This window comes from Achromobacter sp. HZ01 (assembly GCF_003267925.1).
GTDB lineage: Bacteria > Pseudomonadota > Gammaproteobacteria > Burkholderiales > Burkholderiaceae_B > Achromobacter > Achromobacter pulmonis_A.
In genome coordinates this window covers 64,897-87,489 of the sequence record NZ_LWKV01000007.1, presented here as the reverse complement: position 1 = coordinate 87,489, position 22,593 = coordinate 64,897, and the positions used below count along the sequence as shown (strand labels likewise).

20 protein-coding genes are annotated in these 22,593 nt (G+C 69.4%); 2 read left to right on the top strand and 18 right to left on the bottom strand.

Annotated features, from left to right (window positions below):
• Genes hisS through ndk form a run of 5 tightly spaced genes read right to left on the bottom strand, consistent with a single transcriptional unit; the run spans nt 1 to nt 4,754 of the window.
• Complete coding sequence (gene hisS, locus A6B37_RS25150; protein ID WP_102771882.1) at nt 1-1,287, bottom strand: histidine--tRNA ligase; 1,287 nt, start codon at nt 1,285-1,287, stop codon at nt 1-3.
• Between the two features lie 54 nt (nt 1,288-1,341).
• Nucleotides 1,342-2,628 (bottom strand): flavodoxin-dependent (E)-4-hydroxy-3-methylbut-2-enyl-diphosphate synthase, encoded by a 1,287-nt coding sequence (gene ispG / locus A6B37_RS25145; RefSeq protein ID WP_111827241.1) that lies wholly within the window; start codon nt 2,626-2,628, stop codon nt 1,342-1,344.
• Nucleotides 2,629-2,641: 13 nt separating this feature from the next.
• Nucleotides 2,642-3,136 carry a helix-turn-helix domain-containing protein gene (locus A6B37_RS25140; RefSeq protein WP_102771732.1) on the bottom strand — a complete coding sequence of 165 codons (495 nt, stop codon included), beginning with the start codon at nt 3,134-3,136 and terminating at the stop codon, nt 2,642-2,644.
• Nucleotides 3,133-4,287 (bottom strand): 23S rRNA (adenine(2503)-C(2))-methyltransferase RlmN, encoded by a 1,155-nt coding sequence (gene rlmN / locus A6B37_RS25135; protein WP_102771733.1) that lies wholly within the window; start codon nt 4,285-4,287, stop codon nt 3,133-3,135. The genes A6B37_RS25140 and rlmN overlap by 4 nt, the downstream gene beginning before the upstream one ends.
• A 41-nt stretch (nt 4,288-4,328) precedes the next feature.
• Nucleotides 4,329-4,754 carry a nucleoside-diphosphate kinase gene (gene ndk, locus A6B37_RS25130; protein WP_102771734.1) on the bottom strand — a complete coding sequence of 142 codons (426 nt, stop codon included), beginning with the start codon at nt 4,752-4,754 and terminating at the stop codon, nt 4,329-4,331.
• Nucleotides 4,755-5,075: 321 nt separating this feature from the next.
• Here ndk and A6B37_RS25125 point away from each other — a divergent pair, with 321 nt between their 5' ends.
• Nucleotides 5,076-7,982: a valine--tRNA ligase gene (locus A6B37_RS25125; RefSeq protein ID WP_111827240.1), complete on the top strand. Its 2,907-nt coding sequence runs from the start codon at nt 5,076-5,078 to the stop codon at nt 7,980-7,982.
• A gap of 66 nt (nt 7,983-8,048) precedes the next feature.
• Here the strand turns inward: A6B37_RS25125 and trmD are convergent, their stop codons facing one another.
• The 3 genes from trmD to rpsP all read right to left on the bottom strand — a co-directional run bounded on the left by trmD (nt 8,049) and on the right by rpsP (nt 9,807).
• Nucleotides 8,049-8,852, bottom strand: a complete 804-nt coding sequence (gene trmD / locus A6B37_RS25120; protein WP_111827239.1) for a tRNA (guanosine(37)-N1)-methyltransferase TrmD — start codon at nt 8,850-8,852, stop codon at nt 8,049-8,051.
• On the bottom strand, nt 8,852-9,469 hold the full coding sequence (gene rimM, locus A6B37_RS25115) for a ribosome maturation factor RimM (protein WP_111827238.1): 618 nt from the start codon (nt 9,467-9,469) through the stop codon (nt 8,852-8,854). Before rimM ends, trmD begins: the two co-directional genes overlap by 1 nt.
• A 77-nt stretch (nt 9,470-9,546) precedes the next feature.
• Nucleotides 9,547-9,807: a 30S ribosomal protein S16 gene (gene rpsP, locus A6B37_RS25110; protein WP_043541446.1), complete on the bottom strand. Its 261-nt coding sequence runs from the start codon at nt 9,805-9,807 to the stop codon at nt 9,547-9,549.
• Nucleotides 9,808-10,234: 427 nt separating this feature from the next.
• Here rpsP and A6B37_RS25105 point away from each other — a divergent pair, with 427 nt between their 5' ends.
• Nucleotides 10,235-10,816, top strand: coding sequence for a hypothetical protein (locus A6B37_RS25105; RefSeq protein ID WP_102771738.1), 582 nt, complete (start codon nt 10,235-10,237; stop codon nt 10,814-10,816).
• 65 nt (nt 10,817-10,881) lie between these two features.
• Here the strand turns inward: A6B37_RS25105 and A6B37_RS25100 are convergent, their stop codons facing one another.
• The 10 genes from A6B37_RS25100 to A6B37_RS25055 all read right to left on the bottom strand — a co-directional run bounded on the left by A6B37_RS25100 (nt 10,882) and on the right by A6B37_RS25055 (nt 22,473).
• Nucleotides 10,882-11,139 (bottom strand): sulfurtransferase TusA family protein, encoded by a 258-nt coding sequence (locus A6B37_RS25100; protein WP_102771739.1) that lies wholly within the window; start codon nt 11,137-11,139, stop codon nt 10,882-10,884.
• Nucleotides 11,139-13,763: an alanine--tRNA ligase gene (alaS, locus tag A6B37_RS25095; protein WP_111827237.1), complete on the bottom strand. Its 2,625-nt coding sequence runs from the start codon at nt 13,761-13,763 to the stop codon at nt 11,139-11,141. Before alaS ends, A6B37_RS25100 begins: the two co-directional genes overlap by 1 nt.
• Nucleotides 13,764-13,844: 81 nt before the next feature.
• Nucleotides 13,845-14,891, bottom strand: coding sequence for a prepilin (locus tag A6B37_RS25090; protein WP_111827236.1), 1,047 nt, complete (start codon nt 14,889-14,891; stop codon nt 13,845-13,847).
• Nucleotides 14,888-15,505, bottom strand: a complete 618-nt coding sequence (locus A6B37_RS25085) for a type 4 pilus major pilin (protein WP_102771742.1) — start codon at nt 15,503-15,505, stop codon at nt 14,888-14,890. Before A6B37_RS25085 ends, A6B37_RS25090 begins: the two co-directional genes overlap by 4 nt.
• A 35-nt stretch (nt 15,506-15,540) precedes the next feature.
• The gene (locus A6B37_RS25080) at nt 15,541-16,662 is read right to left on the bottom strand and encodes a general secretion pathway protein (RefSeq protein WP_111827235.1); all 1,122 of its coding nucleotides are present in this window, start codon (nt 16,660-16,662) and stop codon (nt 15,541-15,543) included.
• Nucleotides 16,659-18,320, bottom strand: a complete 1,662-nt coding sequence (locus A6B37_RS25075) for an ATPase, T2SS/T4P/T4SS family (protein ID WP_111827234.1) — start codon at nt 18,318-18,320, stop codon at nt 16,659-16,661. Before A6B37_RS25075 ends, A6B37_RS25080 begins: the two co-directional genes overlap by 4 nt.
• Nucleotides 18,317-18,820, bottom strand: coding sequence for a hypothetical protein (locus A6B37_RS26000; protein ID WP_102771745.1), 504 nt, complete (start codon nt 18,818-18,820; stop codon nt 18,317-18,319). The genes A6B37_RS25075 and A6B37_RS26000 overlap by 4 nt, the downstream gene beginning before the upstream one ends.
• Nucleotides 18,807-20,096, bottom strand: a complete 1,290-nt coding sequence (locus tag A6B37_RS25065; protein ID WP_111827232.1) for a type 4b pilus protein PilO2 — start codon at nt 20,094-20,096, stop codon at nt 18,807-18,809. The genes A6B37_RS26000 and A6B37_RS25065 overlap by 14 nt, the downstream gene beginning before the upstream one ends.
• A 2-nt stretch (nt 20,097-20,098) precedes the next feature.
• Nucleotides 20,099-21,676, bottom strand: a complete 1,578-nt coding sequence (locus A6B37_RS25060) for a hypothetical protein (RefSeq protein ID WP_111827283.1) — start codon at nt 21,674-21,676, stop codon at nt 20,099-20,101.
• Nucleotides 21,673-22,473, bottom strand: a complete 801-nt coding sequence (locus tag A6B37_RS25055) for a TcpQ domain-containing protein (protein WP_111827231.1) — start codon at nt 22,471-22,473, stop codon at nt 21,673-21,675. The genes A6B37_RS25060 and A6B37_RS25055 overlap by 4 nt, the downstream gene beginning before the upstream one ends.
• Between the last annotated feature and the right edge of the window lie 120 nt (nt 22,474-22,593).

The following is a 22,593-nucleotide window of genomic DNA, read 5'->3' as shown; positions in this document are numbered from 1 at the left end:
TTAACCCTTGATGTTCAATACGTCGGCCAGTTGCGCCAACGGGACCCGCTGCTGCGCGTTCTCGCCCTGCTCTTCGGCGCGCAGGAACTTGACGCTGGCGGCCTGGGCGGCCACTTCGTCGGCGCCAAGAATAACCGCAACCCGGGCGCCGCTGGCGTCGGCGCGTTTGAATTGGGACTTAAAGTTGCCGGGACCGGCGTGCACCACGACCGACAGGCCGGCGTCGCGCAGGTCTTCGCCGACGCGGGCGGCCAGGCGCTGGGCGTCTTCGCCCTGGTGCACGATGTAGACCTCGCATTCGGCCGGCGCGGGCATCTGCACGCTCTGCTCCCACAGGTCCAGCAGGCGCTCCATGCCGATGGCGAAGCCCACGGCCGGCGCGGGCTTGCCGCCCAGCAGTTCGATCAGGCCGTCGTAGCGGCCGCCGCCGCAGACCGTGCCCTGCGCGCCCAGCCTGTCGGTGACCCACTCGAACACGGTGAGGTTGTAGTAGTCCAGGCCGCGCACCAGGCGCGGATTGAGGCGGTATTCGATGCCGGCGTCGGCCAGCAGACGGCACACGCCGTCGAAGTGGGCGCGCGATTCCTCGCCCAGGAAGTCGAACAGGCGCGGCGCGCTGTCGGCCATTGCCTGCATAGCGGGGTTCTTGGTGTCCAGCACGCGCAGCGGGTTGCTGTACATGCGGCGCTGGCCGTCTTCGTCGAGGATGTCGCGGTGCTTTTCCAGGTGCTCGATCAGCGCGGCGCGGTGGGCGGCGCGCTCGGCCGGCTGGCCCAGCGAGTTCAGCTCCAGGCGCACGTCGGTCAGGCCCAGCAGCTTCCACAGGCGGGCCAGCATGACGATGAGTTCGGCGTCCACGTCCGGGCCGGCGTAGCCCAGCGCCTCGACGTCGATCTGGTGGAACTGGCGGTAGCGGCCGCGCTGCGGGCGCTCGTGGCGGAACACGGGGCCGATGCTGTAGACGCGCTGCGGACGGTCGTAGAGCAGGTTGTGCTCGATCGAGGCGCGCACGATGCCGGCCGTCATTTCGGGGCGCATGGTCAGCGATTCGCCGTTGAGCGCATCGTTGAAGGTGTACATCTCTTTTTCGACGATGTCGGTCACTTCGCCGATGCCGCGCGCGAACAGGCGCGTATGCTCAAGCACGGGCGTACGCACGTTGCGGTAGCCGTAGCTGCGCAGCCAGCCGCGCACGATTTCCTCGAATTGCTCCCAGCGGGCGCTCGCCCCCGGCAGCAGGTCGTTCATGCCGCGTATGGCGGCGACTTTCTGGAAAGCTTGAGTCATCTTCATCATGCCGCAACGCGCGCCCGAAAGCGCGCCGGCGGCTACACCCTTACTTTAGTGAGAGGTGGACGCGCCGTAGCGGCGCGCGACGTAGTCTTCAACGATGGCCTGGAACTCTTCGGCAATATGGTCGCCCTTGAGCGTGACCGTGCGTTCGCCGTCGACGAACACCGGCGCGGCCGGCACTTCGCCGGTGCCCGGCAGGCTAATGCCGATGTCGGCATGGCGGCTTTCACCCGGCCCGTTGACCACACAGCCCATCACCGCGACGTTCATGCTTTCGACGCCGGGGTACCGGGCGCGCCAGACCGGCATCTGGCGGCGCAGATAGCCCTGGATGCTGTCGGCCAGTTCCTGGAAGAAGGTGCTGCTGGTGCGCCCGCAGCCGGGGCACGCCACGACCATGGGCGTGAAGGCGCGCAGGCCCATGGTCTGCAGGATTTCCTGGGCCACGATGGCTTCGCGGCTGCGGTCGCCGCCGGGTTCCGGCGTGAGCGAAATGCGGATGGTGTCGCCGATGCCCTGCTGCAGCAGCACGGCCAGCGCGGCGGTCGAGGCCACGATGCCCTTGCTGCCCATGCCGGCCTCGGTCAGGCCCAGGTGCAGCGGATAGTCGCAGCGGGCCGACAGGTCGCGGTAGACGGCGATCAGGTCCTGCACGTGGCTGACCTTGCAGGACAGGACGATGGCGTCGCGGCGCAGGCCGAGCTCTTCGGCGCGCTGCGCGTTGCTGATGGCCGAGACCACCAGCGCGTCGCGCATCACCGCCTGGGCTTCCCAGGGCTGCGCGCGGCGGCTGTTTTCGTCCATCTTGCGCGCCATCAGTTCGTGGTCGAGGCTGCCCCAGTTCACGCCGATGCGCACCGGCTTGTCGTGGCGGCAGGCCACTTCGATCATCTGCGCGAAGTTGTCGTCGCGGCGCTTGCCCCCGCCCATGTTGCCCGGGTTGATCCGGTACTTGGACAGGGCCTGCGCGCATTCGGGAAACTGCGTCAGCAGCTTGTGGCCGTTGTAGTGGAAGTCGCCCACCAGCGGCACGTCCACGCCCATGCGGTCGAGCTGCTCGCGGATGGCGGCGACTTCGCGCGCGGCCTCGGGCGTGTTCACCGTGATCCGCACGAGCTCGGAGCCGGCCTGGGCCAGCTCCTTGATCTGGATCGCCGTGGCGATGGCGTCGGCCGTGTCGGTGTTGGTCATGGACTGCACCACGACCGGGGCGTCGCCGCCCACCCTGACGACGCGATCGCCCCACTTCACCGCCACCGAACGCGTGGCGCGGCGCGCTGCGGCCCCCACGGAGGGAGGCGGCGCATCCTGGCAAGGCAGAGAAGAATCTTGCATCGATGGAACCGGGTTACTTGATCGGTTTGGGCAACCAGCCGGCCGGCAGCCAGTCCTGCGGCAGCCAGCCTTGCCAGAACGCGTACGCCACGCCGGCGGCCAGCACCAGCACGATGGCGAACAGCCAGCCCCATGAGGTCGAGGACGAACGGTCGTCGTCGCCGCCGGACTGCGGGATGGCGTGCGCCGTATGCAGGGAGCCGGGGCTGAGCTTCACCGGGCCGGTGACGCGGGCCTTGGGGTCCAGCGAATCGACGATGGCCTGCGAATCCGCGCCCAGCAGGCGCGCGTAGTTGCGCACCAGGCCGCGCAGCGAAACGCCGGTGGGCAGCATCGCCCACTCTTCGTTTTCGAGGGCCTCGATCTGCTTGGGGGAAAACTTGATGCGGCTGGACACTTCATCGAGCGACCAGCCCTTGGACTGGCGCAACGCGCGCAAAGCCGAGCCCACGCCGCCGGCGGCGTCGGCGGCCGTCGCTGGAACTGCAGAAGCGATATCCTGCGTCATGCATGCACCTGTTTTATTGGTATGGTCTGGCGCTGTGCGGCGTTGCGCTCGGTGATCCGGGTGCGGTCGCGCACTTCTCCGGCCAGCTGGCCGCAAGCCGCGTCGATGTCGTCGCCGCGGGTCTTGCGCACGGTGGTGATGATGCCTGCGTCCATCAGGCGCTGGGCGAACACCTTCACGCGCGCCGAGTTCGAGCGCTTCAGGCCGGACTCTGGGAAAGGATTGAAGGGAATCAGATTGAGCTTGCAGCGCAGCTGGCGCGCAATCTGGATCAGTTCCCTGGCGTGCTGGTCGGTATCGTTGATGCCGTCCAGCATGCAGTATTCAAACGTGATGAAGTCGCGCGGGGCGTACGCCAGGTAGCGTTCGCAAGCGGCCAGCAGCTCCTTCAGGGGGTACTTCTTGTTCAGCGGCACCAGTTCGTCGCGCAGCGCGTCGTTGGGCGCGTGCAGCGACACCGCCAGGGCCACGGGGCAGTCCTGCGACAGCCGGTCCATCATGGGGACCACGCCGGAGGTCGAGACCGTGACGCGGCGGCGCGACAGCCCGTAGGCGTTGTCGTCGAGCATCAGGCGCAGGGCCGGCACGACCTGATCGTAGTTGAGCAGGGGTTCGCCCATGCCCATCATGACCACGTTGCTGATGACGCGCGTGTCTTCGGTGGCGCGGGCGCTTTCCAGGCGGGCGGTGCCGATGTCGGCTTCCAGCACGCGCTTGGCCCACCACAGCTGGCCGATGATCTCGCTGGTCTTGAGGTTGCGGTTGAAGCCCTGGTGGCCGGTCGAGCAGAAACGGCAATTCACCACGCATCCGGCCTGGCTGGAAATGCACAGCGTGCCGCGGTCGTCCTCGGGGATGAAGACGGTTTCGATGGCGTTGCCCTGCCCCACGTCGAACAGCCACTTGCGGGTGCCGTCGGACGAGCGCTGCTCGGTATTGACGGGCAAGGCCTCGATGCGGCAGTGCGTGGCGAGCTGGCCCCGGAACTCGCGGGCCAGGTCGGTCATGGCGTCGAACGAATCGGCGCCGCGCTGGTGCATCCAGCGCTGCAGCTGGCGGGCGCGAAACGGCTTGCCGCCCCACTGCCCGACGAGTTCGGACAGGGCGGAGCCGTCCAGCCCCAGCAGATTGATTCGTTCGGCGGATTCCATGACCTGGGTAAAACTCAAAAGCTAGAACGGCGCAGCCGAAATCAACGGCTGTGGATGTTCATTTCGGGGAAGAAGAAGGCGACTTCGACAGCGGCCGTTTCCGGCGCGTCCGAGCCGTGCACGGCGTTGGCGTCGATGCTGTCGGCGAAGTCGGCGCGGATGGTGCCGGGAGCAGCCTTCTTGGGGTCCGTGGCGCCCATCAGGTCGCGGTTCTTCTGGATGGCGTCTTCGCCTTCGAGCACTTGCACGAAGACCGGGCCCGAGACCATGAAGTCGACCAGGTCCTTGAAGAAGGGGCGCTCTTTGTGCACGGCGTAGAAACGCTCGGCGTCGGCGCGCGACAGCTGGGCCAGGCGGGCGGCGATGACCTTCAGGCCGGCTTGCTCGAAGCGGCTGACGATCTGGCCGATGACGTTCTTGGCGACGGCGTCGGGCTTGATGATCGAGAGAGTGCGTTGAATGGACATAAAGAACTCCGAATGCTGATTTCTGACTGGTTTCTAATCAATTGCCTGCGCGGCGCTGCGAAGCACATCGCGCTGCTGGCGCACAGGCAGGGATTCGACACTGCCGACCTGTCGGACCGGCCCCGGATTGGCATCGGGGGCTCCGGATAGGCGGTTTTCAATCGCGCGTTTCCGAAGGAATCCTCAATGAATTCAGGGACTTCTAAAAGGTTTACAGTAACCCGGTATTCTAACACGCTGATAAGACCGCATTACATCTTAAAATGAGCGGTTTGCTGCCCGCCCCTCAGGCCGGGCGACCCTGTCTGCCGGAACCCTGTAATGACTCAAGCTGCTCCCCCGAACGCCGCGACGCCCGCGAACGCCGTCCCGGAACAAACCCAGGAACTCGCCAAGAGCTTCGAACCCGCCGAACTGGAATCCCGCTGGTACGCCGAGTGGGAACGCCGCGGCTATTTCCAGGCGGGCCAGCACGTAAAAACCGGGACGGAAAGCCAGCCCTACGTCATCCAGTTCCCGCCGCCGAACGTGACGGGCACGCTGCACATGGGCCATGCGTTCAACCAGACCATCATGGATGGCCTGATCCGCTACCACCGCATGCTGGGCAACGACACCGTTTTCATCCCCGGCACCGACCACGCCGGCATCGCCACGCAGATCGTGGTTGAAAGACAGCTCGACGCCCAAAAGGTTTCGCGCCACGACCTGGGTCGCGAGAAATTCGTGGAAAAGGTCTGGGAATGGAAGGAACAGTCCGGCAACGCCATCACCGGGCAGGTCCGCCGCCTGGGCGCCTCGGCCGACTGGCCGCGCGAGTACTTCACCATGGACGAGCGCATGTCGCGCGGCGTGGTCGAGACCTTCGTGCGCCTGCACAAACAGGGACTGATCTACCGCGGCAAGCGCCTGGTCAACTGGGACCCCAAGCTGCTGACCGCCGTGTCCGACCTGGAAGTCCAGTCCGAAGAGACCGACGGCCACATGTGGCACATCCTCTACCCCTTCGTCGACGGCCCGCAGACCATCGTCGACAAGGACGGCCAGAGCGTCACGCTGCGCGGCCTGACCATCGCCACCACGCGCCCGGAAACCATGCTGGCCGACGGCGCGCTGTGCGTGCACCCCGACGACCCGCGCTACAAGCACCTGGTGGGCAAGGAAGTCGAACTGCCGCTGTGCGACCGCAACATCCCCATCATCGCCGACGACTTCGTCGACCCTGAATTCGGCACGGGCTGCGTCAAGATCACCGGCGCGCACGACTTCAACGACTACGCCTGCGCGATGCGGCACAACCTGCCGCTGATCGTGATCTTCACGCTGGACGCCCACATCAACGAAAACGGACCCAAGCAGTTCCAGGGCCTGGAGCGCTACGAGGCGCGCAAGGCCGTGGTGGCGCAGCTGGAGGCCGAAAACTATCTGGTCAAGGTCGAGCCGCACAAGATGATGCAGCCCAAGGGCGACCGCACCGGCGTGGTGCTGGAGCCCATGCTGACCGACCAGTGGTTCGTGGCCATGAGCAAGCCGGCGCCCGAAGGCACGCTGAACCCCGGCAAGAGCATTACCGAGGTCGCGCTGGAAGTCGTGGCCGACGGCCGCATCCAGTTCTACCCGGACAACTGGACCACCATCTACAACCAGTGGCTCAACAACATCCAGGACTGGTGCATCTCGCGCCAGCTCTGGTGGGGCCACCAGATCCCGGCCTGGTACTCGGAAGACGGCCAGGTGTTCGTGGCGCACGACGAGGCCGAAGCCACCGCGCAGGCCCGCGCCGCCGGCGTGACCGGCGAGCTCACGCGCGACCCGGACGTGCTCGACACCTGGTTCTCGTCCGGCCTGGTGCCCTTCACCACCCTGGGCTGGCCGGAAAACACCCCGGACCTGCAGCGCTACCTGCCCTCCAGCGTGCTGGTCACGGGCTTCGACATCATCTTCTTCTGGGTCGCGCGCATGGTCATGCTGACCACGCACCTGACCGGCCAGATCCCGTTCAAGCACGTCTACGTGCACGGCCTGATCCGCGACGCCGACGGCCAGAAGATGAGCAAGTCCAAGGGCAACACCCTGGACCCGGTCGACCTGATCGACGGCATCGACCTCGACGGCCTGGTGGCCAAGCGCACCTTCGGGCTGATGAATCCCAAGCAGGCCGGCGCCATCGAGAAAGCCACGCGCCGCCAGTACCCGGACGGCATCCCCGCCTTCGGCACCGACGCGCTGCGCTTCACCATGGCCGCCTACGCCACGCTGGGCCGCAACATCAACTTCGACCTGAAGCGCTGCGAGGGCTACCGCAACTTCTGCAACAAGCTCTGGAACGCCACGCGCTTCGTGCTCATGAACACCGAAGGCCACGACCTGACGGGCGCCGACGCCGGCGAACTGTCCTTCGTGGACCGCTGGATCGTCAGCCAGCTGCAGACGCTGGAAGCCGACGTGGCGCGCGGCTTCGCCGACTACCGCTTCGACAACGTCGCCAACGCGCTCTACCGCTACGTGTGGGACGAATACTGCGACTGGTACCTGGAACTGGCCAAGGTGCAGATCCAGACCGGCACCCCGGCCCAGCAGCTGGGCACGCGCCGCACCCTGATCCGCGTGCTGGAAGGCGTGCTGCGCCTGGCCCACCCCATCATTCCCTTCATCACCGAAGAGCTGTGGCAGAAGGTGTCGGTGGCGGCCGGCAAGCGTAAGCCCGGCGAAGCCGCCAGCGTCAGCGTGCAGCCCTACCCGCAGGCCAATCCCGACGCCGTCGATACCGCGGCCGAGGCCGACGTGGCCGAGCTGAAGGCCCAGGTCGAGGCGGTGCGCGCGCTGCGCGGCGAGATGAACCTGTCGCCGGCCCAGAAGGTGCCGCTGTGCGCCCAGGGCGACGCCCCGACGCTCAAGCGCAACGCCCCCTACCTGGCGGCGCTGGCCAAGCTGAGCGAAGTCGAGGTCCTGGACGCCCTGCCCGACGCCGGCGCGCCGGTGCAGGTCGTGGGCACCAGCCGCCTGATGCTGCACGTCGAGATCGATGTGGCCGCCGAGCGCGTGCGCCTGGACAAGGAGATCGCGCGCCTGGAAGGCGAAATGGCCAAGGCCAACGGCAAGCTGTCGAACGCCAGCTTCGTCGAACGCGCCCCGGCGGCCGTGGTCGAACAGGAAAAGTCGCGCCTGGCGCAGTTCGGCGAAACCCTGCAGAAGGTGCGCGAACAGCGCGCCAAGCTGGGCGACTGACAGTAATTCCGCGATAAAAAAATTGCCGGCGAAAGCCGGCATTTTTTTGGACTCCTGGAACCGGGCCTACTTGCGCCGGCGCCCGGGCTTTTCCGTCGAGGGGTCCCAGGTACCGGCCAGCTGGGCCAGGTAACGTTCGTCGTTCTTGTCGAGCCAACCCTTGGCGCGGGCGGATTCGATAAGTTCGGGCCGGCGCGCCGCGGTCAGGGCGAGCGAGCGCTCGCGCCGCCAGCGGGCGATATTGGCATGGTGGCCGCTGAGCAGTTCGGCGGGCACCGATGTCCCTTCGTACACCTCGGGACGCGTGTAATGCGGACTGTCCAGCAGGCCGGACAGCGTGTCGTTGAAGGAGTCCTGCAGCGCCGAATCGCCGTCGTTGAGCACGCCGGGCAGCAGCCGCACGGCGGCGTCTATCACCGCCAGCGCGGCGATTTCGCCGCCGGACAGCACGAAGTCGCCGAGCGAGATTTCCTGCGTGACGCAGCGGTCGATGAAGCGCTGGTCGACGCCCTCGTAGCGGCCGCAGATGAGGATGATGCCGTCGCCCGCGGCCAGCGCCTCGGCGCCGGCCTGGTCGTAGCGCCGGCCGACCGGGGCCAGCAGGGCCACCGGCGCGGGGCCCAGACCCTGTTCGGCGCGCGCCTGCTGGGCGGCATTGACGGCGGCCTCCAGCGGGCCGGCCATCATCACCATGCCCGGGCCGCCGCCATAGGGGCGGTCGTCCACGGTGCGGTGCACGTCCTGCGTGAAGTCGCGCGGATTCCAGGCGTGCAGGGACCACCGGCCCTGGGCATGCGCCCGGCCGGTGACGCCGAGGTCGCGCACCACCCCGAACATCTCGGGAAAGAGCGTAACGACGTCGAATCGCATCAGAAATCCGCGGGCCAGTCGCTGTCGATGCGGCGTGCCGCCAGATCGACCGCCTGGATGTGCGCGCGCACGAACGGAACGAGCATTTCGGCGGGACGCCCCTTGGCGTCCAGCACGGGTTCGGGCCCGCCGGCCCCGGCCGTCTGGCGCAGGACCTTCAGGACGGCATGGGCGCCGTTGTCCAGCACCTCGTCGACCGTGCCCAGCAACGCGGGCTCGCCGCCGGCGCTGGAATACAGCGCGCAGCCGATCAGGTCGACCCAGTAGTATTCGTCTTCCTCGGGCGCGGGAAAAGCGCCCCGCGGCGCCCGCACGGCGCAGCCGCGCAGGGCTTCGGCCTGGTCGCGGTCGGTGACGCCAGCCAGCTGGGCCACCACGGTGGCTCCCTGCGAACGGGCTTGCACGACCTTGTATGCGACGGGCGCAGACGCGACAGCGCCCCGCGCCAATTCAGGCACAGGGCGAGTCAACCACCATTGAGATGCCGAGCGCAGCACTTCGGCGTTGGCCGAATGCGGCTGCACCTTAACCCAGCCTTTCACACCGTAGGCTGCACTGATGCGGCCCAGCTCGATCAAATCCGTCGGCGCCGCGTTGGAGTTAGCGGCATCAGACATGTATCGCAGTTATGAATGGTAGTTGGATGGCAGTAGCGCTAATGGAGCGCCGGGCAAAGGTTTGGCGACGCGGGCAATCAAGCCGCGGCGGAAACCTTGGCCGAGTAGTCTTTGACCAGACGCTCGACAGCGGGCGACAGTTGGGCGCCGTTGCTGGTCCAGTGCTGCACGCGATCCAGCGCGATGCGCAGGTTTTCCGTGCCTTCGCTGGCCACGGGGTTGTAAAAACCCACGCGCTCGATGAAACGGCCATCGCGACGGTTACGCGAATCGGTGGCCACCAGGTTGTAAAACGGACGCTTCTTGGACCCACCGCGGGCCAGGCGAATCACCACCATAGGTAATCCCTTGAATTAGTTGTGAAAAACGGGAAATTCTAGCACTTAACCGAGCCAGGTGGCAAATGGAAGTGCGGGAATCTTGCATAGCGGCGGGATTTGTATCCTAAAACACCACATCCATGTATTCTACAAAAACGGGCCGGAACCTGCCGCCGTCCCAAGTGTAGCCGCCCGGCCGCGCTTGTGTCTGTGGCCAGCGCCCATCTTAGTGCGTTTCAACGTCAGTGCGTTTGCAAAAAACCCGGTGGAGATCGGTTTTATGTGTTCGTACGCAAGATCCCGCGCTTTGCCCCTCCCGGCCGCCATTCGGCGCCATTCCCGCATGCCAGACCAGCCGTTCTCCTGAGGGCGGGCTTCCCGCCCCCTCGCCTTTGCTCGTCCCTGCGTTTCCCCCCAACTTCCTCCATTCGAAGGGTGCAACATCATGAAGAACCAGAAATCCGTGTTCACTCCCGTCGCGCGCCTGGCCCTGACTGGCCTGCTGGCCGGTGCGCTGGCCATGCCGCTTGCGGCCTCGGCCCAGATGATCGGCGCCGCCCTGACCACCGCCACGGGCAAGGTCACGGCCGTCGATCCCGCCACCCGGACCATCACGCTGCAAGGCGAGAACGGCAATACGGTGAACATCCAGGCCGGCCCCAACATCCGCAACTTCAAGCAGATCAAGCCCGGCGACACGCTGACGCTCGACTACTACGAATCGGTGGCGGTGGCGGTGCGCCCGGCGGGCTCGGGTGCGCCCGAAGTCGTGACGGAAACGGCGTCCAACCGCAGCGCCAAGGGCGCCATGCCCGCCGGCGCTGCCGGCCGCCAGACCACCATCACGGCCGAGATCTGGCACATCAACAAGAGCGCCAACCTGGTGACGCTGAAAGGCCCGCAAGGCGGCATGCGCACGATCCAGGTGCGCGACCCCGCCCTGCAGCAGCGGCTGCAGCAGCTCAAGGAAGGCGATCTGGTGGACTTCACGATCACCCAGGCGGTCGCCGCCGCCGTGCGCAGGTAGCGTCGGCGCATTAAAAAAACCGGGACCGCTGCGAAGGCGGGCCCGGTTTTTTTTGGGCGGCCGGTTCAGCGGCGGCGCAGGAAATGCACGCCGCGGCCGTCGACCTCCTGCTGCGCGACCAGCGTATTGCCGGTCTGGCGGGCGAAGGCCTGGAAGTCGCGGATCGCGTTGCGGTCCGTGGTGATGACGCGCAGCACCTCGCCGCTGGCCATCTGCGCCAGGGCCTTCTTGGCGCGCAGGATGGGCAAGGGGCAGTTCAGGCCGCTGGCGTCGACCTCGTGCTCGAAGGATGGCGTTTGCGCGCCGGTATCGGGCTCGCTCATTACAGACGCTCTTCGACCCACTTCTGCACGCTGGCGATGGCCGCGGGCAAGGCGTTGATGTCGGAGCCGCCGCCCATGGCCATGTCGGGGCGGCCGCCGCCCTTGCCGCCGACCTGCGCCGCCACGAAGCCGACCAGGTCGCCGGCCTTGACGCGGCCGGTCAGGTCGGCGGTGACGCCGCCCACCACGCTGATCTTGCCGTCGGCCGCGCCCGTGGCCAGCAGCACCACGGCCGGCTTGAGGCGATCCTTCAGGTTGTCGACCATGCCGCGCAGGGCCTTGGGGTCCACGTCGGCGATGCTGGCCGCCAGGACCTTGACGCCCTTGACCTCGACCGCGGCGCTGGAGGCCAGGTCGTTGCCCGCGCTGGCGGCGAGCTTGCTGCGCGATTGCTCCAGATCCTTTTCCAGCGCCTTGACCTGGTCCTGCACCTGCGCGATGCGCGCCGGCAGGTCGGCCGGGGTGGCGCGCAGCATGCCGGAGATCTGCGTCAGCAGCGCGTTCTGGTTCTGGACCCAGGCCAGCGCGTTGTCGCCGGTGATGGCCTCGACGCGGCGCACGCCCGCGGCCACGCCGCCTTCGGAAATGATCTTGAACAGGCCGATGTCGCCGGTGCGGCTGACATGGGTGCCGCCGCACAGTTCGCGCGAGAAGCCGATGTCGAGCACGCGGACGGTGTCGCCGTATTTTTCGCCGAACAGCGCCATGGCGCCGCCCTTGACGGCCTCGTCATAGCCCATGACCTGCGCCACCGTGGGCTGGTTGGCGAGGATTTCGGCGTTGACGATGGCTTCGACGCGGGCGATCTGCTCGGCCGTCAGCGGCGCGTCCTGGGCGAAGTCGAAACGGGTCTTGTCCGGGTCGACCAGCGAGCCGCGCTGCTGCACGTGGGCGCCCAGCACCTGGCGCAGGGCCTTGTGCATCAGGTGGGTGGCGGAGTGGTTGCGCACCGTGCGGGCGCGGCGCACCGCGTCCACGCGCGCCAGCAGCGTGTCGCCTACCGACAGGCTGCCCGACTCCAGCGTGCCGTGATGGCCGAACACGCCGGACTGGATCTTCAGGGTGTCGGCGACGGCGAAACGCACGCCGTCGGCCTCCAGCAGGCCGGTGTCGCCCACCTGGCCGCCGGACTCGGCGTAGAACGGCGTGGCGTCCAGCACCACGACCGCGTTCTGGCCGGCCTGGACCTGCTGCACCTGGGTGCCGTCGACGTACAGGGCCGTAACCTTGACGTTGTCGAGTTCGAGCTTTTCATAGCCTTCGAAGCGCGTATCGGCGCCTTCGTAGCTCAGGCCTTCGGCCATCTTGAACTTGCCGGCGGCGCGCGCCTGGTCGCGCTGGCGCTCCATGGCGACTTCGAAGCCGGCCATGTCCACGTCGACTTCGCGCTCGCGGCAGATGTCGGCGGTCAGGTCCACCGGGAAGCCGTAGGTGTCGTACAGGGTGAACAGCGTGGTGCCGTCCAGCTGGCCGCCCTTGGGCACGTTGGCCAGGGCGGCGTCCAGGATGCGCATGCCGTGTTCCAGGGTCTCGCCGAAACGCTCTTCTTCCTGCTTGAGCACCTGCGCCACGCGCTCGGCGGTGGCGGCCAGTTCGGGATAGGCCTCGCCCATCTCGGCGACCAGGTCCGGCACCAGGCGGTGGAAGAACGGCTTGGTCTGGCCCAGCTTGTAACCGTGGCGCAGCGCGCGCCGGACGATGCGGCGCAGCACGTAGCCGCGGCCTTCGTTGCTGGGAATCACGCCGTCGACGATCAGGAACGAGCAGGCGCGGATATGGTCGGCGATGACCTTCAGCGAGTTGTCTTCCAGGTTCTTGACGCCGGTTTCGCGCGCGGCGGCGGCGATCAGGTGCTGGAACAGGTCGATTTCGTAGTTGGAATGCACGCCTTGCAGCACGGCGGCGATGCGCTCCAGGCCCATGCCGGTATCGACACAGGGGCGCGGCAGGCGCGGCATGTTGCCGGCGGCGTCGCGCTCGAACTGCATGAACACCAGGTTCCAGATCTCGATGTAGCGGTCGCCGTCTTCCTCGGGCGATCCCGGGGGGCCGCCCCAGATCTCGGGGCCGTGGTCGTAGAAGATTTCCGAGCACGGGCCGCAGGGGCCGGTGTCGGCCATCTGCCAGAAGTTGTCCGACGCGTAGCGCGCGCCCTTGTTGTCGCCGATGCGGATGATGCGCTCGGCCGGCACGCCGACTTCCTTGGCCCAGATGTCATAGGCCTCGTCGTCTTCCTGGTACACGGTGACCCAGAGCTTCTCGGCCGGCAGCTTGTAGACCTGGGTCAGCAGTTCCCAGGCGTACTGGATGGCGTCGCGCTTGAAGTAGTCGCCAAAGCTGAAATTGCCCAGCATTTCGAAGAACGTATGGTGGCGGGCGGTGTAGCCCACGTTCTCCAGGTCATTGTGCTTGCCGCCGGCGCGCACGCTGCGCTGCGACGAGGTGGCGCGCGTATAGGACCGCGATTCCTTGCCCGTGAAGACGTCCTTGAACTGGACCATGCCCGAGTTGGTGAAGAGCAAAGTCGGGTCGTTGCCAGGGACGAGCGACGACGAAGGGACGATGGTGTGTCCCTTGGACTTGAAGAATTGCAGGAACTGCTGGCGAATCTCGGAGGATTTCATCGTGGATGAAGCAGGATTTAGGCGAATTTTTGATTATAGAGGGTTGGCGGCCAGGATGAGCGCCAGGCGACGGCCCCGGCGTCAGCGCACGCAGACGTAGCCGGTGGTCCAGCCCTCCGTTTCGGTCCATTTGCCGCCCGCGGACACGATGACCCCATGGTAGCCCGCCGGGCAGGAGCAGGCGCCGGTGCGCGGATTGGCCGTGGACACGCCCGTGTAATGGCGGCAGCCCAGCGGGTAGTTCGTGCTGTAGGCCCCGCCGAAGCCGCCGCTGGCCGGCCGCCAGACATTGGATTGGCAGGTCAGCAGATCGCCCCGCCCCGAATTGGCCATGGCGCCGACGGCGACGTCGCAATACTGCCCTTCTTCGGCCCGCGACCGCAGGGTCAGGTAGCCGTTGACCACGGCCGAATTGGCCACGCTCAGATGCCCTTGCAGCATGGGGTCGCGAGTGTCGCCGATGCGCACGTAGCGGTCCAGGTCGGGCTGGGCGGCCTGCGGCCCCTCCCCCGCCCACAGCGCCAGGGTGCCGGGCGCGTGGGCCGGCGCGCCGGGAGCCGGCGGGTTGGCGAAATTGAAGGCCGCCCCGCGCAGCCGTCCCGGGGTGTCGGGCCATACCGCGCCGCCATAGCCGCCGGCGGCCTCGATGACGGCCGCCATGCCGACCGGATCGGGCGCTTGCGCGCCTTTCTTGAACAAAGGCCGTGCGCTGTAGACCAGCCCGTCCAGCCGGCATGGCGCTTTCGGGCAGCCCGGGCTGCGCACGATGCGCAGGCGCACGCCGAATCCCAGGGCCGAGCGCGCCGGAAAACCAGCGGGCAGGAATCCGGCCGCCTGCAGTTCGCCCAGCGTGGGAGCCAGGGGCCTGGCGAACAGCGGCGCGCCCTGCGGGCTGCGCGGCGGCTTGCCCTGGACCAGGGCGTCGAAGTGGCGCGACAGCGCCTGCGCCAGCGCCAGCCTGACCTGGGTGAGCCAGACCCCGGTGGCGCGCGCCGCCGCGTCCTCGATCCGCTGGACCTGCCGGTTGGAGGCCCAGATCGCCGCCATCGCGCCCAGGGCCAGGGCCAGCGCCAGGCCCGGCAGCGAGAATCCGCGCTGCCTGCCGCCGGAATGCGCGCTCCGCGTCATCTGGCGGTGAACACGAAGGTGTTGACGTCGCCCGGGCTGCACTGCGCCTGGGCCTGCGCCGCCCGGTAGGGGATGGCGGGCGTGGCCAGCGAGTCCTTGACCACCCGCATGCCGCCCTTGCCGCCGATGGAGATGATTTCGGACATGCGCTGCAGCACCGAAGCCAGCGCCGGGCATGCCGCGTGGCTGACGTTGGTCAGCGTGATGGAAAACGCCGACCCCGGCTGCGGACTGCCGGCCGCGACCGCCGCCACCCGGACCACGCCGTTCGCGCCCTGGCCGCTGCCGCCCAGGCCATGCACGATGCGCGCCCCGCTGCCCGAGCCCTCCACCGACAGGACGCTGGAATCGCGCAACGCGTTGGCCATGGCGCCGGTGTCCAGGCCCGCATACGGCGCCACGCCGCTTCCCAGCCCGTTGATCTTCACGCTGGCGATGAAGCGCTGCAGTTCCTGGCCCACCTTGGGCACCTTGTTCTCGATGACGTAGGCGCCGATGGCCGGAATGCCGACGATGGCGATCAACAGCACGATGGCGGTGGCGATGGACACCTCCATCAGCGAAAAGCCGCGCTGCCGCACCGGGCTGGAAGGGAATTCACGGAAAAGCCGCATGCTGGTCTCCTGGATGAGATGAAGCGCCGGCGCCCCTACCGGCCGGCATAGAAATTGGTCAGCGCCTGCCGCAGTTCGTCGATCGCGCCGTAGTGCCACAGCGTGATGCCCAGCACGGCCGCCACCGACGAGATCAGCAGCATCCAGCGCAGCGCCTGCGCCTGGCGGCGCACGCGCGCGAGCAGGCGCTGCTCCACGCGCCGGCGCGCGCGCGCCAGCCCCGCCTCCATGCCCAGGGCGTCGATCATGTCGGCCAGATACCACCAGACGTCCGCCTCCAGCAGGCCGGTGCCGAATATCTCCGCGCCGGCCAGGCCGGCGTCTATCCGGCCCAGCATGTCCAGCAGATGCGCGTGCAGCCACGGCGGCGCGTCGCGCGTCTGGACGGCCAGGGCGCGCCGCAGGCGCGTGTCGGCGGCGCCGTGCTGCCGGATCAGCACGGCCAGCAGCGACAGAAAGCGGATGGCCTGGAAATCGCGGTAGAGCCGCCAGATCAGCCAGCGGTCCAGCCGCGCCCGCAGCGGCCCGGTCAGGTTCGGCAGCGACCACAGGCTCAGCGCCGCCAGCCCGAACACCAGCACCAGCCACAGCGCCAGCCAGGTCCGCAGGCCTTGGGCGAACGCGAACAGGGCGCGGGTCAGGCCGGGGTAGTCCTCGGCCGGCACGGTCTGGAACACGTGCTGCAGCTGCGGCACGCTGAAAAACGGAATCGCGCACAGCATGGCGAAAGCCACGCCGGCCGCCGCCACGCCGGCCGCGGCGGTGGACGCCAGCGCCAGCCACGCGTCCGCGGCCAGCCGCAGGGCGCGCGCCAGGTCGCGCAATGCGGCCGGCAGATCGCCGCCCTCGTCCTGCACGCAGGCGAGCAGCAGGCATTCGCTGGCCGGCAGCGTGTCCGACCAGGCCGCGCCCAGGTCGCCGCCGGCCTCCTGGTAGGCGCTCGCCCAATACGCCGACAAGCGGCCGCGCACCGAATCCTGGCCATGCCGGCGCGCGTCGTCTTCGAAGATGTCGCGCAGGCTCTTGCGGCCCTGCGTGCCCTCGACCAGGTCGGCCAGGTACTCGTAGTAGTCTGCGCGGTGCGGGCGAAAGCGCGCGGCGTCCAGGCGCAGCAGCCACGCGCGGACAGCCGGCCAGCCCCAGGCCTGGGCGTTCATGCGCCCTCCCCGGCATCCGCCTGCCGCATGGCCGCGTCCAGGTCGAAGCGGCGCGGCAGCGCGCGCGGATCGATTTCCCCCAGGTTGACCCGGTACAGGGCGCTGTGCAGCGCCTGCGCGCCCCGCGTGGCCTGTTTCAGGCCGAGGTTGTCGCGCGTGCGCACGCATTCGAGGAATCCCTCCATGCGCTCCGGTTCGATCATTTCGGCGGCGACGCAGCGGCCCGCGATGCCGTTCAGTTCGGGCAGATCGGCACGCCGGCAATCGGCGCAGCCGGCGGCGTTGCGCACGCGCAGCGCGCCGGGGTCGAGCTGAAACGCGGCGGCGATCCGCGCCATCCAGGCCCGGCTGTCTGCGCCGGCCGCGTCGCCTGCCGTCCGCAGGCTGTCGGCCGGCAACGCGCAACGGTCGCACAGGCGCGGCAGCAGGGTCTGGTAGACCAGCAGCTTGAGGATGCCGGGCGTGGCCAGGAAATCGCGCGACACGCCGATCGCCGCCGAGGCCAGGCGTTCGGGAATCATGGCGGCGCTACCCGCATGGGTCGTGGTGTAGAGGCTGGCGCCGGAGCCGGCCAGGTCCATGAAGGCCCGGCCGGTGTCGAGGTCGCGGATTTCGCCGATGAGCAGATCGTTCATCGCGCAGCGCTTGACGGTCTTGAGCTTGGCCTCGAACGCCGGCCACGCGGACTGGTCCAGCGCCCCGCCCAGCGTGTTCTGCAGCGCGTTGCCGATGAGGTATTCCACCGGATCTTCGAGCGTGATGACCTTGCGGGCCGGCGCGATGCCGCGCATCAGCGCGGCGATGGTGGTGGACTTGCCGGAGCCGACCACGCCGGCCAGCACGATGGCGCCGCCCTCGCGTTCGCGGGCGCGCTCCAGGGTCCGCACCTGGTCCTGCAGGTAGCCCAGCGCCTGCAGGTCGCCGGCGGCGGTCGCGTCCGGACGCAGGATGCGCAGGCAGACCGACGGCCCGGCGTCGGTGGCCAGCGAGGCCCAGCGCAGCATGATGGGCGTGCCGTCCACGTCCAGCGCGATACGGCCCTGCTGTTCCAGCGCGGGGTCGAACACCGCGCCGTTGCCGCCCCTGACGTCCATCCACGCCACGGCCAGCACCTCCAGCAGGGTCGCGTTCGACAGGCCGGCATAGCGCCCGGCGGCGACGTACTCGCCGCCTATGGTGTAGCGGATCTCGCAGGCCTCGCGGCGCCGGTCGACGTTGATGTGCACGTCGCTCGCCCCCTGCGCCACGCCCCAGCGCACGATGTCCAGGAACAGCGCCGCCAGCGCGGAGACGCGCGCCTGCTGCTGTGCCCCGTCCCGGGCCAGGCCGGGCACCGTAAGCTGCCCGCGGGCCACCATCAGGAGCAGCGGGGCCGGCAGCCGATAGCGCGGCACCTGCGCCTGCCGGTATCCCCGCGCCCGGACCATGCGTTCGATCTCGTCGATCTGGTCGCCCAGCAGGTAGTCTTTCACCGCGAACACGGCGACCTCGCCGTTGGCCAGCAGCACCGGGCACAAGCGGCCGGACAGCGCGGCCAGGTCGAATTCGCGCCCCAGCGCGCGGACGAACGCCGGCGTCATGCGGGCGATGTCTTCCGGCGTCTGCAGCGCCGGCGCGCGATCGGCCGGCCCCGCGGGGAACAAGGGAACGGGCTTCATGGCAGGCTCCGGCCCAGGTCCAGGCAGGCGGTGCGTTCGAGGCCGTCGCGGCGCAGCCGCACGCAGGCGTCCTCGATGGCCAGCAGGCGATAGGCGCCGGCCACGGCCGCGCCCGCGACGGGCGCGCCGCGGCCGGCCTGGTAGCGCAGCACCGCGCCGTTGACGTCGAGATCCACGCGCAGGCGGCGCGCGGTGCCGTAGATGGCCAGCACCCGGATGTCGTCGTCGGCCCGGACGGCGGGCGCGGCCGCAGGGGCCGCCGGCGTCTGGTCCGCGCCCGCCGGGCAGCGGCCCGGCACGCTGCAATCCGCCAGCGCGGCCGCGGCTTCCGCGCGCAGCAACATGCGCACGGTTTCCGCTTCCGGCCAGGCCTGCGGTTCGGCGGCCGGCGGCGGCTCGGCGCGCGCGCATGGCGCCAGCGAGATTGCCAGCGCGGTTGCCGCCGTGACGCCGTAAAGCAGCCGCGGCGCGGGCTTGCGGTCCGCCCTAATCCTGTTCATAGAGTTCTCCGTGCAATTCGGCGACGAGCGTGCTGGCGGCCAGCGCGGGACGCGGCTGCGGCTGGATTTCCAGCGCCAGGCGCGACCAGCGCGCCGTCGAAATCGTGTCGGGCAGCAGCGCCAGCGAACGCAACGGCCCGCGCAAGACCAGCGTCCGATGGCGGACGGCCCGCCCTGGCGGCGCGGCGGCGGCCGGCGCGGACAGCGGCAGCGCCGCAGGCGCGGCCAGGACGACGGCCGAAAATGCCGGCAGCAGGCGCTGCAAGGCCGTGACCAGTTGGGTATCGACCTGCTCGCCGGTGGGCAGCGGCAAGTCGGCCAGCCATACCGGCCTGGACGCCAGCCGCCAGGACAGCGTGGCCGCCTCCATGGGCTGGAACGACAGGTCCCAGCCGGCCGGCCGCGACGCATGCAGCGCCTGGTTCGTGGCGTAGGCATGGGTGCGGACGTAGGACGCCGAACATGCCCAGCGCCGCGGCTGCGCCAGGCACTGCGCGCGCGTCAACGCCCAGCCCCGGACCTGGATGGGCAGCCTGCCCACACTGGCCAGCAGGCGGGCGAGTTCGGAAGGACGATGGGCCGCCGTGGTCTGCAGCAGCGCGAGGACGGGATCTTGCAGAGCCGCTGCGTCTTCGGCCGCGTCGTCCGCGGTGGCGAACAGCGCGGACCCTTGCGCCTGCAAGGCGTTCCACAGCGGCGGCGCCGCGCCCGCCAGCCCGGCGCAGGCCAGGAACAGCCGCAGCGCCAGCGGCAGTTCGGCCCAGCGGCTGGACAGCGCGTTCAGCCGGGAAGCGGGGTCCGCCGCCTGCTGCAGGGCCGCCCAGACGGCGTCGGCCTGGCGCGCAGGCAAGGCGGGACGCTGCGCCAGCAGTTGTTGCTGCTCGCGCAAGGCCTCGTCCCGCGACGCGTACACCCGGTCGGTCTGCGACAGCACGGTGCCGCGCTGGGCCGCCACCAACCAATGGGCGCCGTTGGGCAGCGGCACCACGCAGTGCCCGCCGTCGGGATACAGCAAGGCGAAAAGCTGCGCGGCGGCGTGCACCGGCGCACGGCTGGCGCGCCAGCCGCCTTGCCGCGGCGGCTTCAAGCGGCCGTACCCGGCCATGGCGGCGGGCGCGCCGCCCACGACGTAGTGGCTGGCCCGCAGCCGCCGTCCGCGTGAGCGCGCCAGCGCCGGCGTGTTGGAGCCAATCAGCGCGAACCAGCGCAGGCCGAACGCCAGCGTCCGCCCGGACCCGGGGCAGGCAAGCAGCAGCGTGGGCGTGTTGCCGTCCATGCCTAGTAGCCCTCTTCGACCTGGGCCGTCACCAGCACCAGCGTGGTGGTGCGCGCCGACGCGGCGCTGTCCTGGCCGCCGGCCAGCAGCGGCGCGCCGGGCGCGAGCCGGCGGCGCTCGTGTTCGTCCTGGCTGCGGTCGAAGCCGGACACGATGATGGGCTGGCCCGGGCGCAGTTCGATCTGCTGCACGGTGCCGTTGCCGTCCACGGTGATCTGCTGCACCTGGACCTGGTTGCCGCGCTCGCCGAAGCTGACGGTCTTCAGGGGCTGCGCGACCGCGTTGTCGTAGGCCAGCGACAGCAGGATCTGGCCGTCCTCCTGGATGTCGGGCAGCAGCGTCAGGAACGAGCCTACCGTTTCTTCCTTCTGGCTGATGGAGACGGCCGGCAGCGTGCTGGCGCCGCCGCCCGACGCGGGGCCGGAAACCGCGGTGCTCTGCACCCGGTCTATGTAGGAGAAAGTGGTCCTGACCGCATGGGTGACGGGCCGGCGGTTCAGGGTCAGCACCGGGACCTTGGTGTGCCGCACGACGGCGCCGACGGCGCTGAGCGCGGAGACGATGGCCTGCGATCCCTGGAACGGCCCCCTGCCCGAGCTTGCCGTCAGCGCGCCGTCGCCGCCGCCCGGCAGCGCCAGGCGCAAGCTGGCGCCGGCCGCGGCATAGACGGCATTCCAGTCGATGCCGCCGGCCGCCGTATCGTTGGCGGTGACGGTGATTTCCTCGAACAGCAGGCGGACCCGGCGCGTCAAGGCCTTGTTCTCGCGCTCCAGGTAGCGGGCGACGCGCTCCAGCGCTTCGGGCGTGTCGGTGACGACGATGGTGGTGGCGCCCTCCACGGCCTCGGCCACCACGCCCGAGCGGGTCAGCAGCGGCAGGATGTTGGCGCGCAGGATGGCCAGCGCGTCGTGCTCGCCGGCCGACAACGTGGTGTTGGATGCGCTGGCGAAGCCCTCGCCTTCGGCGCGGCCGGCGCGTCCCAGGCGGATGTCGACCTTGCTGGCCAGCGACAGCGCGCGCACGTCGAAGACGCGGCTCTCGGTGCGATAGAACTCCAGCGCGTTGCGCGCGTAGCGCCAGTGCACGGAATAGCGCGCGGCCAGCGCATCGAGCAGGTCGGCCAGCGCCTGCCCGCCCGCGCGCACTTCGAGGCGGGCGGGCGCGGCCACCGCCAGCGCGCCGTTGACGGCCAGGCGCGGCAGGAACAGCGCGAGCGGCAGCAAGGCGTCGGGCTGCACCCGCACCGCGATGCCGGTCGCGGCGGTCAGGCGTTGCGCCACGGCGGGCAGGTCGGCGTCGTCGGCCAGCATCAGCGTGGTGCGCACGTTTTCGCGCAGGGCCGGCGGCAGCGATACTTCGCGCGCCAGGGGCTGGGGCTTGCCGGCCAGCCACGGCGCGGCGACCTCCTGCGCGGCCAGGCGCGCCGCCGGGTCCGACAGGCCGTGGGCGAATGCCTGCTGGCGGGCGGCGACGCCGGCCTGGCGCGCGCCGGCCGCCTGCCCCTGGTCCAGGGCGCGCTGCGATATCGCGCAGCCGCCCAGCGCCGCCAGCAGCAGAACCGTTGGCCAGGCGCGCCTCATGCCGCGGCCCCGCCCGGCGCCGCCGTGCGCGTGCAAGACTGCGCCAGCGGCACGACGCGCAGCACCTTGTTGCCGTAGAAGCAGGGCTGCAGCGGTTTCTCGGCGAGTTCGGTGGCGCCCAGCAGCTGGCGCACGGCGGATTTGAAGTCGCCCGAGAATTCGGCCGTGGCCGACAGCGGAATGTCCACGTCCACCGCCCAGTGCTGCGGCTGGAAGGTCCATCCGGCGCTGCCGGCCCAGCGCGCCAGCACGGCGCGCAGCGTGGCGTCGGGCGGGCCGGCGCGGTAGCGTGCGGCCGGCTCCTGCGGCTGTTGCGGCTTGGCCCCGGCCCCGGCCTTGTCCATGGGTTGTGCGCTGGCGAGCGCAGCTTCAGGCGCGGCGCTCACGGGCGCGGTTTCGACGGGCTGCGCGAGCGGCGCGGGCATGGCCTGGGCGCGCTGCGCCCGCGCCGCCAGCCGCCCGCCACGGAACGACAGGCTGGTCCAGGCGCCGTTCAGCACTACATAGGGGTCGCGCCGGGAATATGGCAGCGCGCGTTCGCCGTCGGGACCGACGCCGAAGATCGCCGGCAGCGGCTGGCCGGGCGCGAAGTGCAGCCAGGTTTCGCGGCCGTCGTCGAACACCTGCATGGGCGCCACCGCCGGGTCGCCGGACAATTGCCAATCAAAGCGAAAGCCTTGTTCGGCCGGCCGCGCCGCCAACCAGGACGAGACAGCCGCGTCCCGCGCGGGCCTTGTGCAGGCCGCCAGGCAGGACAGGCCCGCCGCGATGAGAAAGAGTCGGAAGAATCGAACCATGCCAGTCCGCCAGCGTTAGCGCGCATCGGAAGCGTGCGCATGACGGCATGGTGGATGAGCGGTCCATGCGCCGCCAGACTGGCATGTACGCAGGGATGGAATGGTCGCGCCGGTCCCGGA

What these genes read in the sequence shown, in the direction of transcription:
- hisS (WP_102771882.1), bottom strand. Translation starts at nt 1,287, where the DNA reads ATGACTCAAGCTTTCCAGAAAGTCGCCGCCATACGCGGCATGAACGAC.
- ispG (WP_111827241.1), bottom strand. Translation starts at nt 2,628, where the DNA reads ATGCAAGATTCTTCTCTGCCTTGCCAGGATGCGCCGCCTCCCTCCGTG.
- A6B37_RS25140 (WP_102771732.1), bottom strand. Translation starts at nt 3,136, where the DNA reads ATGACGCAGGATATCGCTTCTGCAGTTCCAGCGACGGCCGCCGACGCC.
- rlmN (WP_102771733.1), bottom strand. Translation starts at nt 4,287, where the DNA reads ATGGAATCCGCCGAACGAATCAATCTGCTGGGGCTGGACGGCTCCGCC.
- ndk (WP_102771734.1), bottom strand. Translation starts at nt 4,754, where the DNA reads ATGTCCATTCAACGCACTCTCTCGATCATCAAGCCCGACGCCGTCGCC.
- A6B37_RS25125 (WP_111827240.1), top strand. Translation starts at nt 5,076, where the DNA reads ATGACTCAAGCTGCTCCCCCGAACGCCGCGACGCCCGCGAACGCCGTC.
- trmD (WP_111827239.1), bottom strand. Translation starts at nt 8,852, where the DNA reads ATGCGATTCGACGTCGTTACGCTCTTTCCCGAGATGTTCGGGGTGGTG.
- rimM (WP_111827238.1), bottom strand. Translation starts at nt 9,469, where the DNA reads ATGTCTGATGCCGCTAACTCCAACGCGGCGCCGACGGATTTGATCGAG.
- rpsP (WP_043541446.1), bottom strand. Translation starts at nt 9,807, where the DNA reads ATGGTGGTGATTCGCCTGGCCCGCGGTGGGTCCAAGAAGCGTCCGTTT.
- A6B37_RS25105 (WP_102771738.1), top strand. Translation starts at nt 10,235, where the DNA reads ATGAAGAACCAGAAATCCGTGTTCACTCCCGTCGCGCGCCTGGCCCTG.
- A6B37_RS25100 (WP_102771739.1), bottom strand. Translation starts at nt 11,139, where the DNA reads ATGAGCGAGCCCGATACCGGCGCGCAAACGCCATCCTTCGAGCACGAG.
- alaS (WP_111827237.1), bottom strand. Translation starts at nt 13,763, where the DNA reads ATGAAATCCTCCGAGATTCGCCAGCAGTTCCTGCAATTCTTCAAGTCC.
- A6B37_RS25090 (WP_111827236.1), bottom strand. Translation starts at nt 14,891, where the DNA reads ATGACGCGGAGCGCGCATTCCGGCGGCAGGCAGCGCGGATTCTCGCTG.
- A6B37_RS25085 (WP_102771742.1), bottom strand. Translation starts at nt 15,505, where the DNA reads ATGCGGCTTTTCCGTGAATTCCCTTCCAGCCCGGTGCGGCAGCGCGGC.
- A6B37_RS25080 (WP_111827235.1), bottom strand. Translation starts at nt 16,662, where the DNA reads ATGAACGCCCAGGCCTGGGGCTGGCCGGCTGTCCGCGCGTGGCTGCTG.
- A6B37_RS25075 (WP_111827234.1), bottom strand. Translation starts at nt 18,320, where the DNA reads ATGAAGCCCGTTCCCTTGTTCCCCGCGGGGCCGGCCGATCGCGCGCCG.
- A6B37_RS26000 (WP_102771745.1), bottom strand. Translation starts at nt 18,820, where the DNA reads ATGAACAGGATTAGGGCGGACCGCAAGCCCGCGCCGCGGCTGCTTTAC.
- A6B37_RS25065 (WP_111827232.1), bottom strand. Translation starts at nt 20,096, where the DNA reads ATGGACGGCAACACGCCCACGCTGCTGCTTGCCTGCCCCGGGTCCGGG.
- A6B37_RS25060 (WP_111827283.1), bottom strand. Translation starts at nt 21,676, where the DNA reads ATGAGGCGCGCCTGGCCAACGGTTCTGCTGCTGGCGGCGCTGGGCGGC.
- A6B37_RS25055 (WP_111827231.1), bottom strand. Translation starts at nt 22,473, where the DNA reads ATGGTTCGATTCTTCCGACTCTTTCTCATCGCGGCGGGCCTGTCCTGC.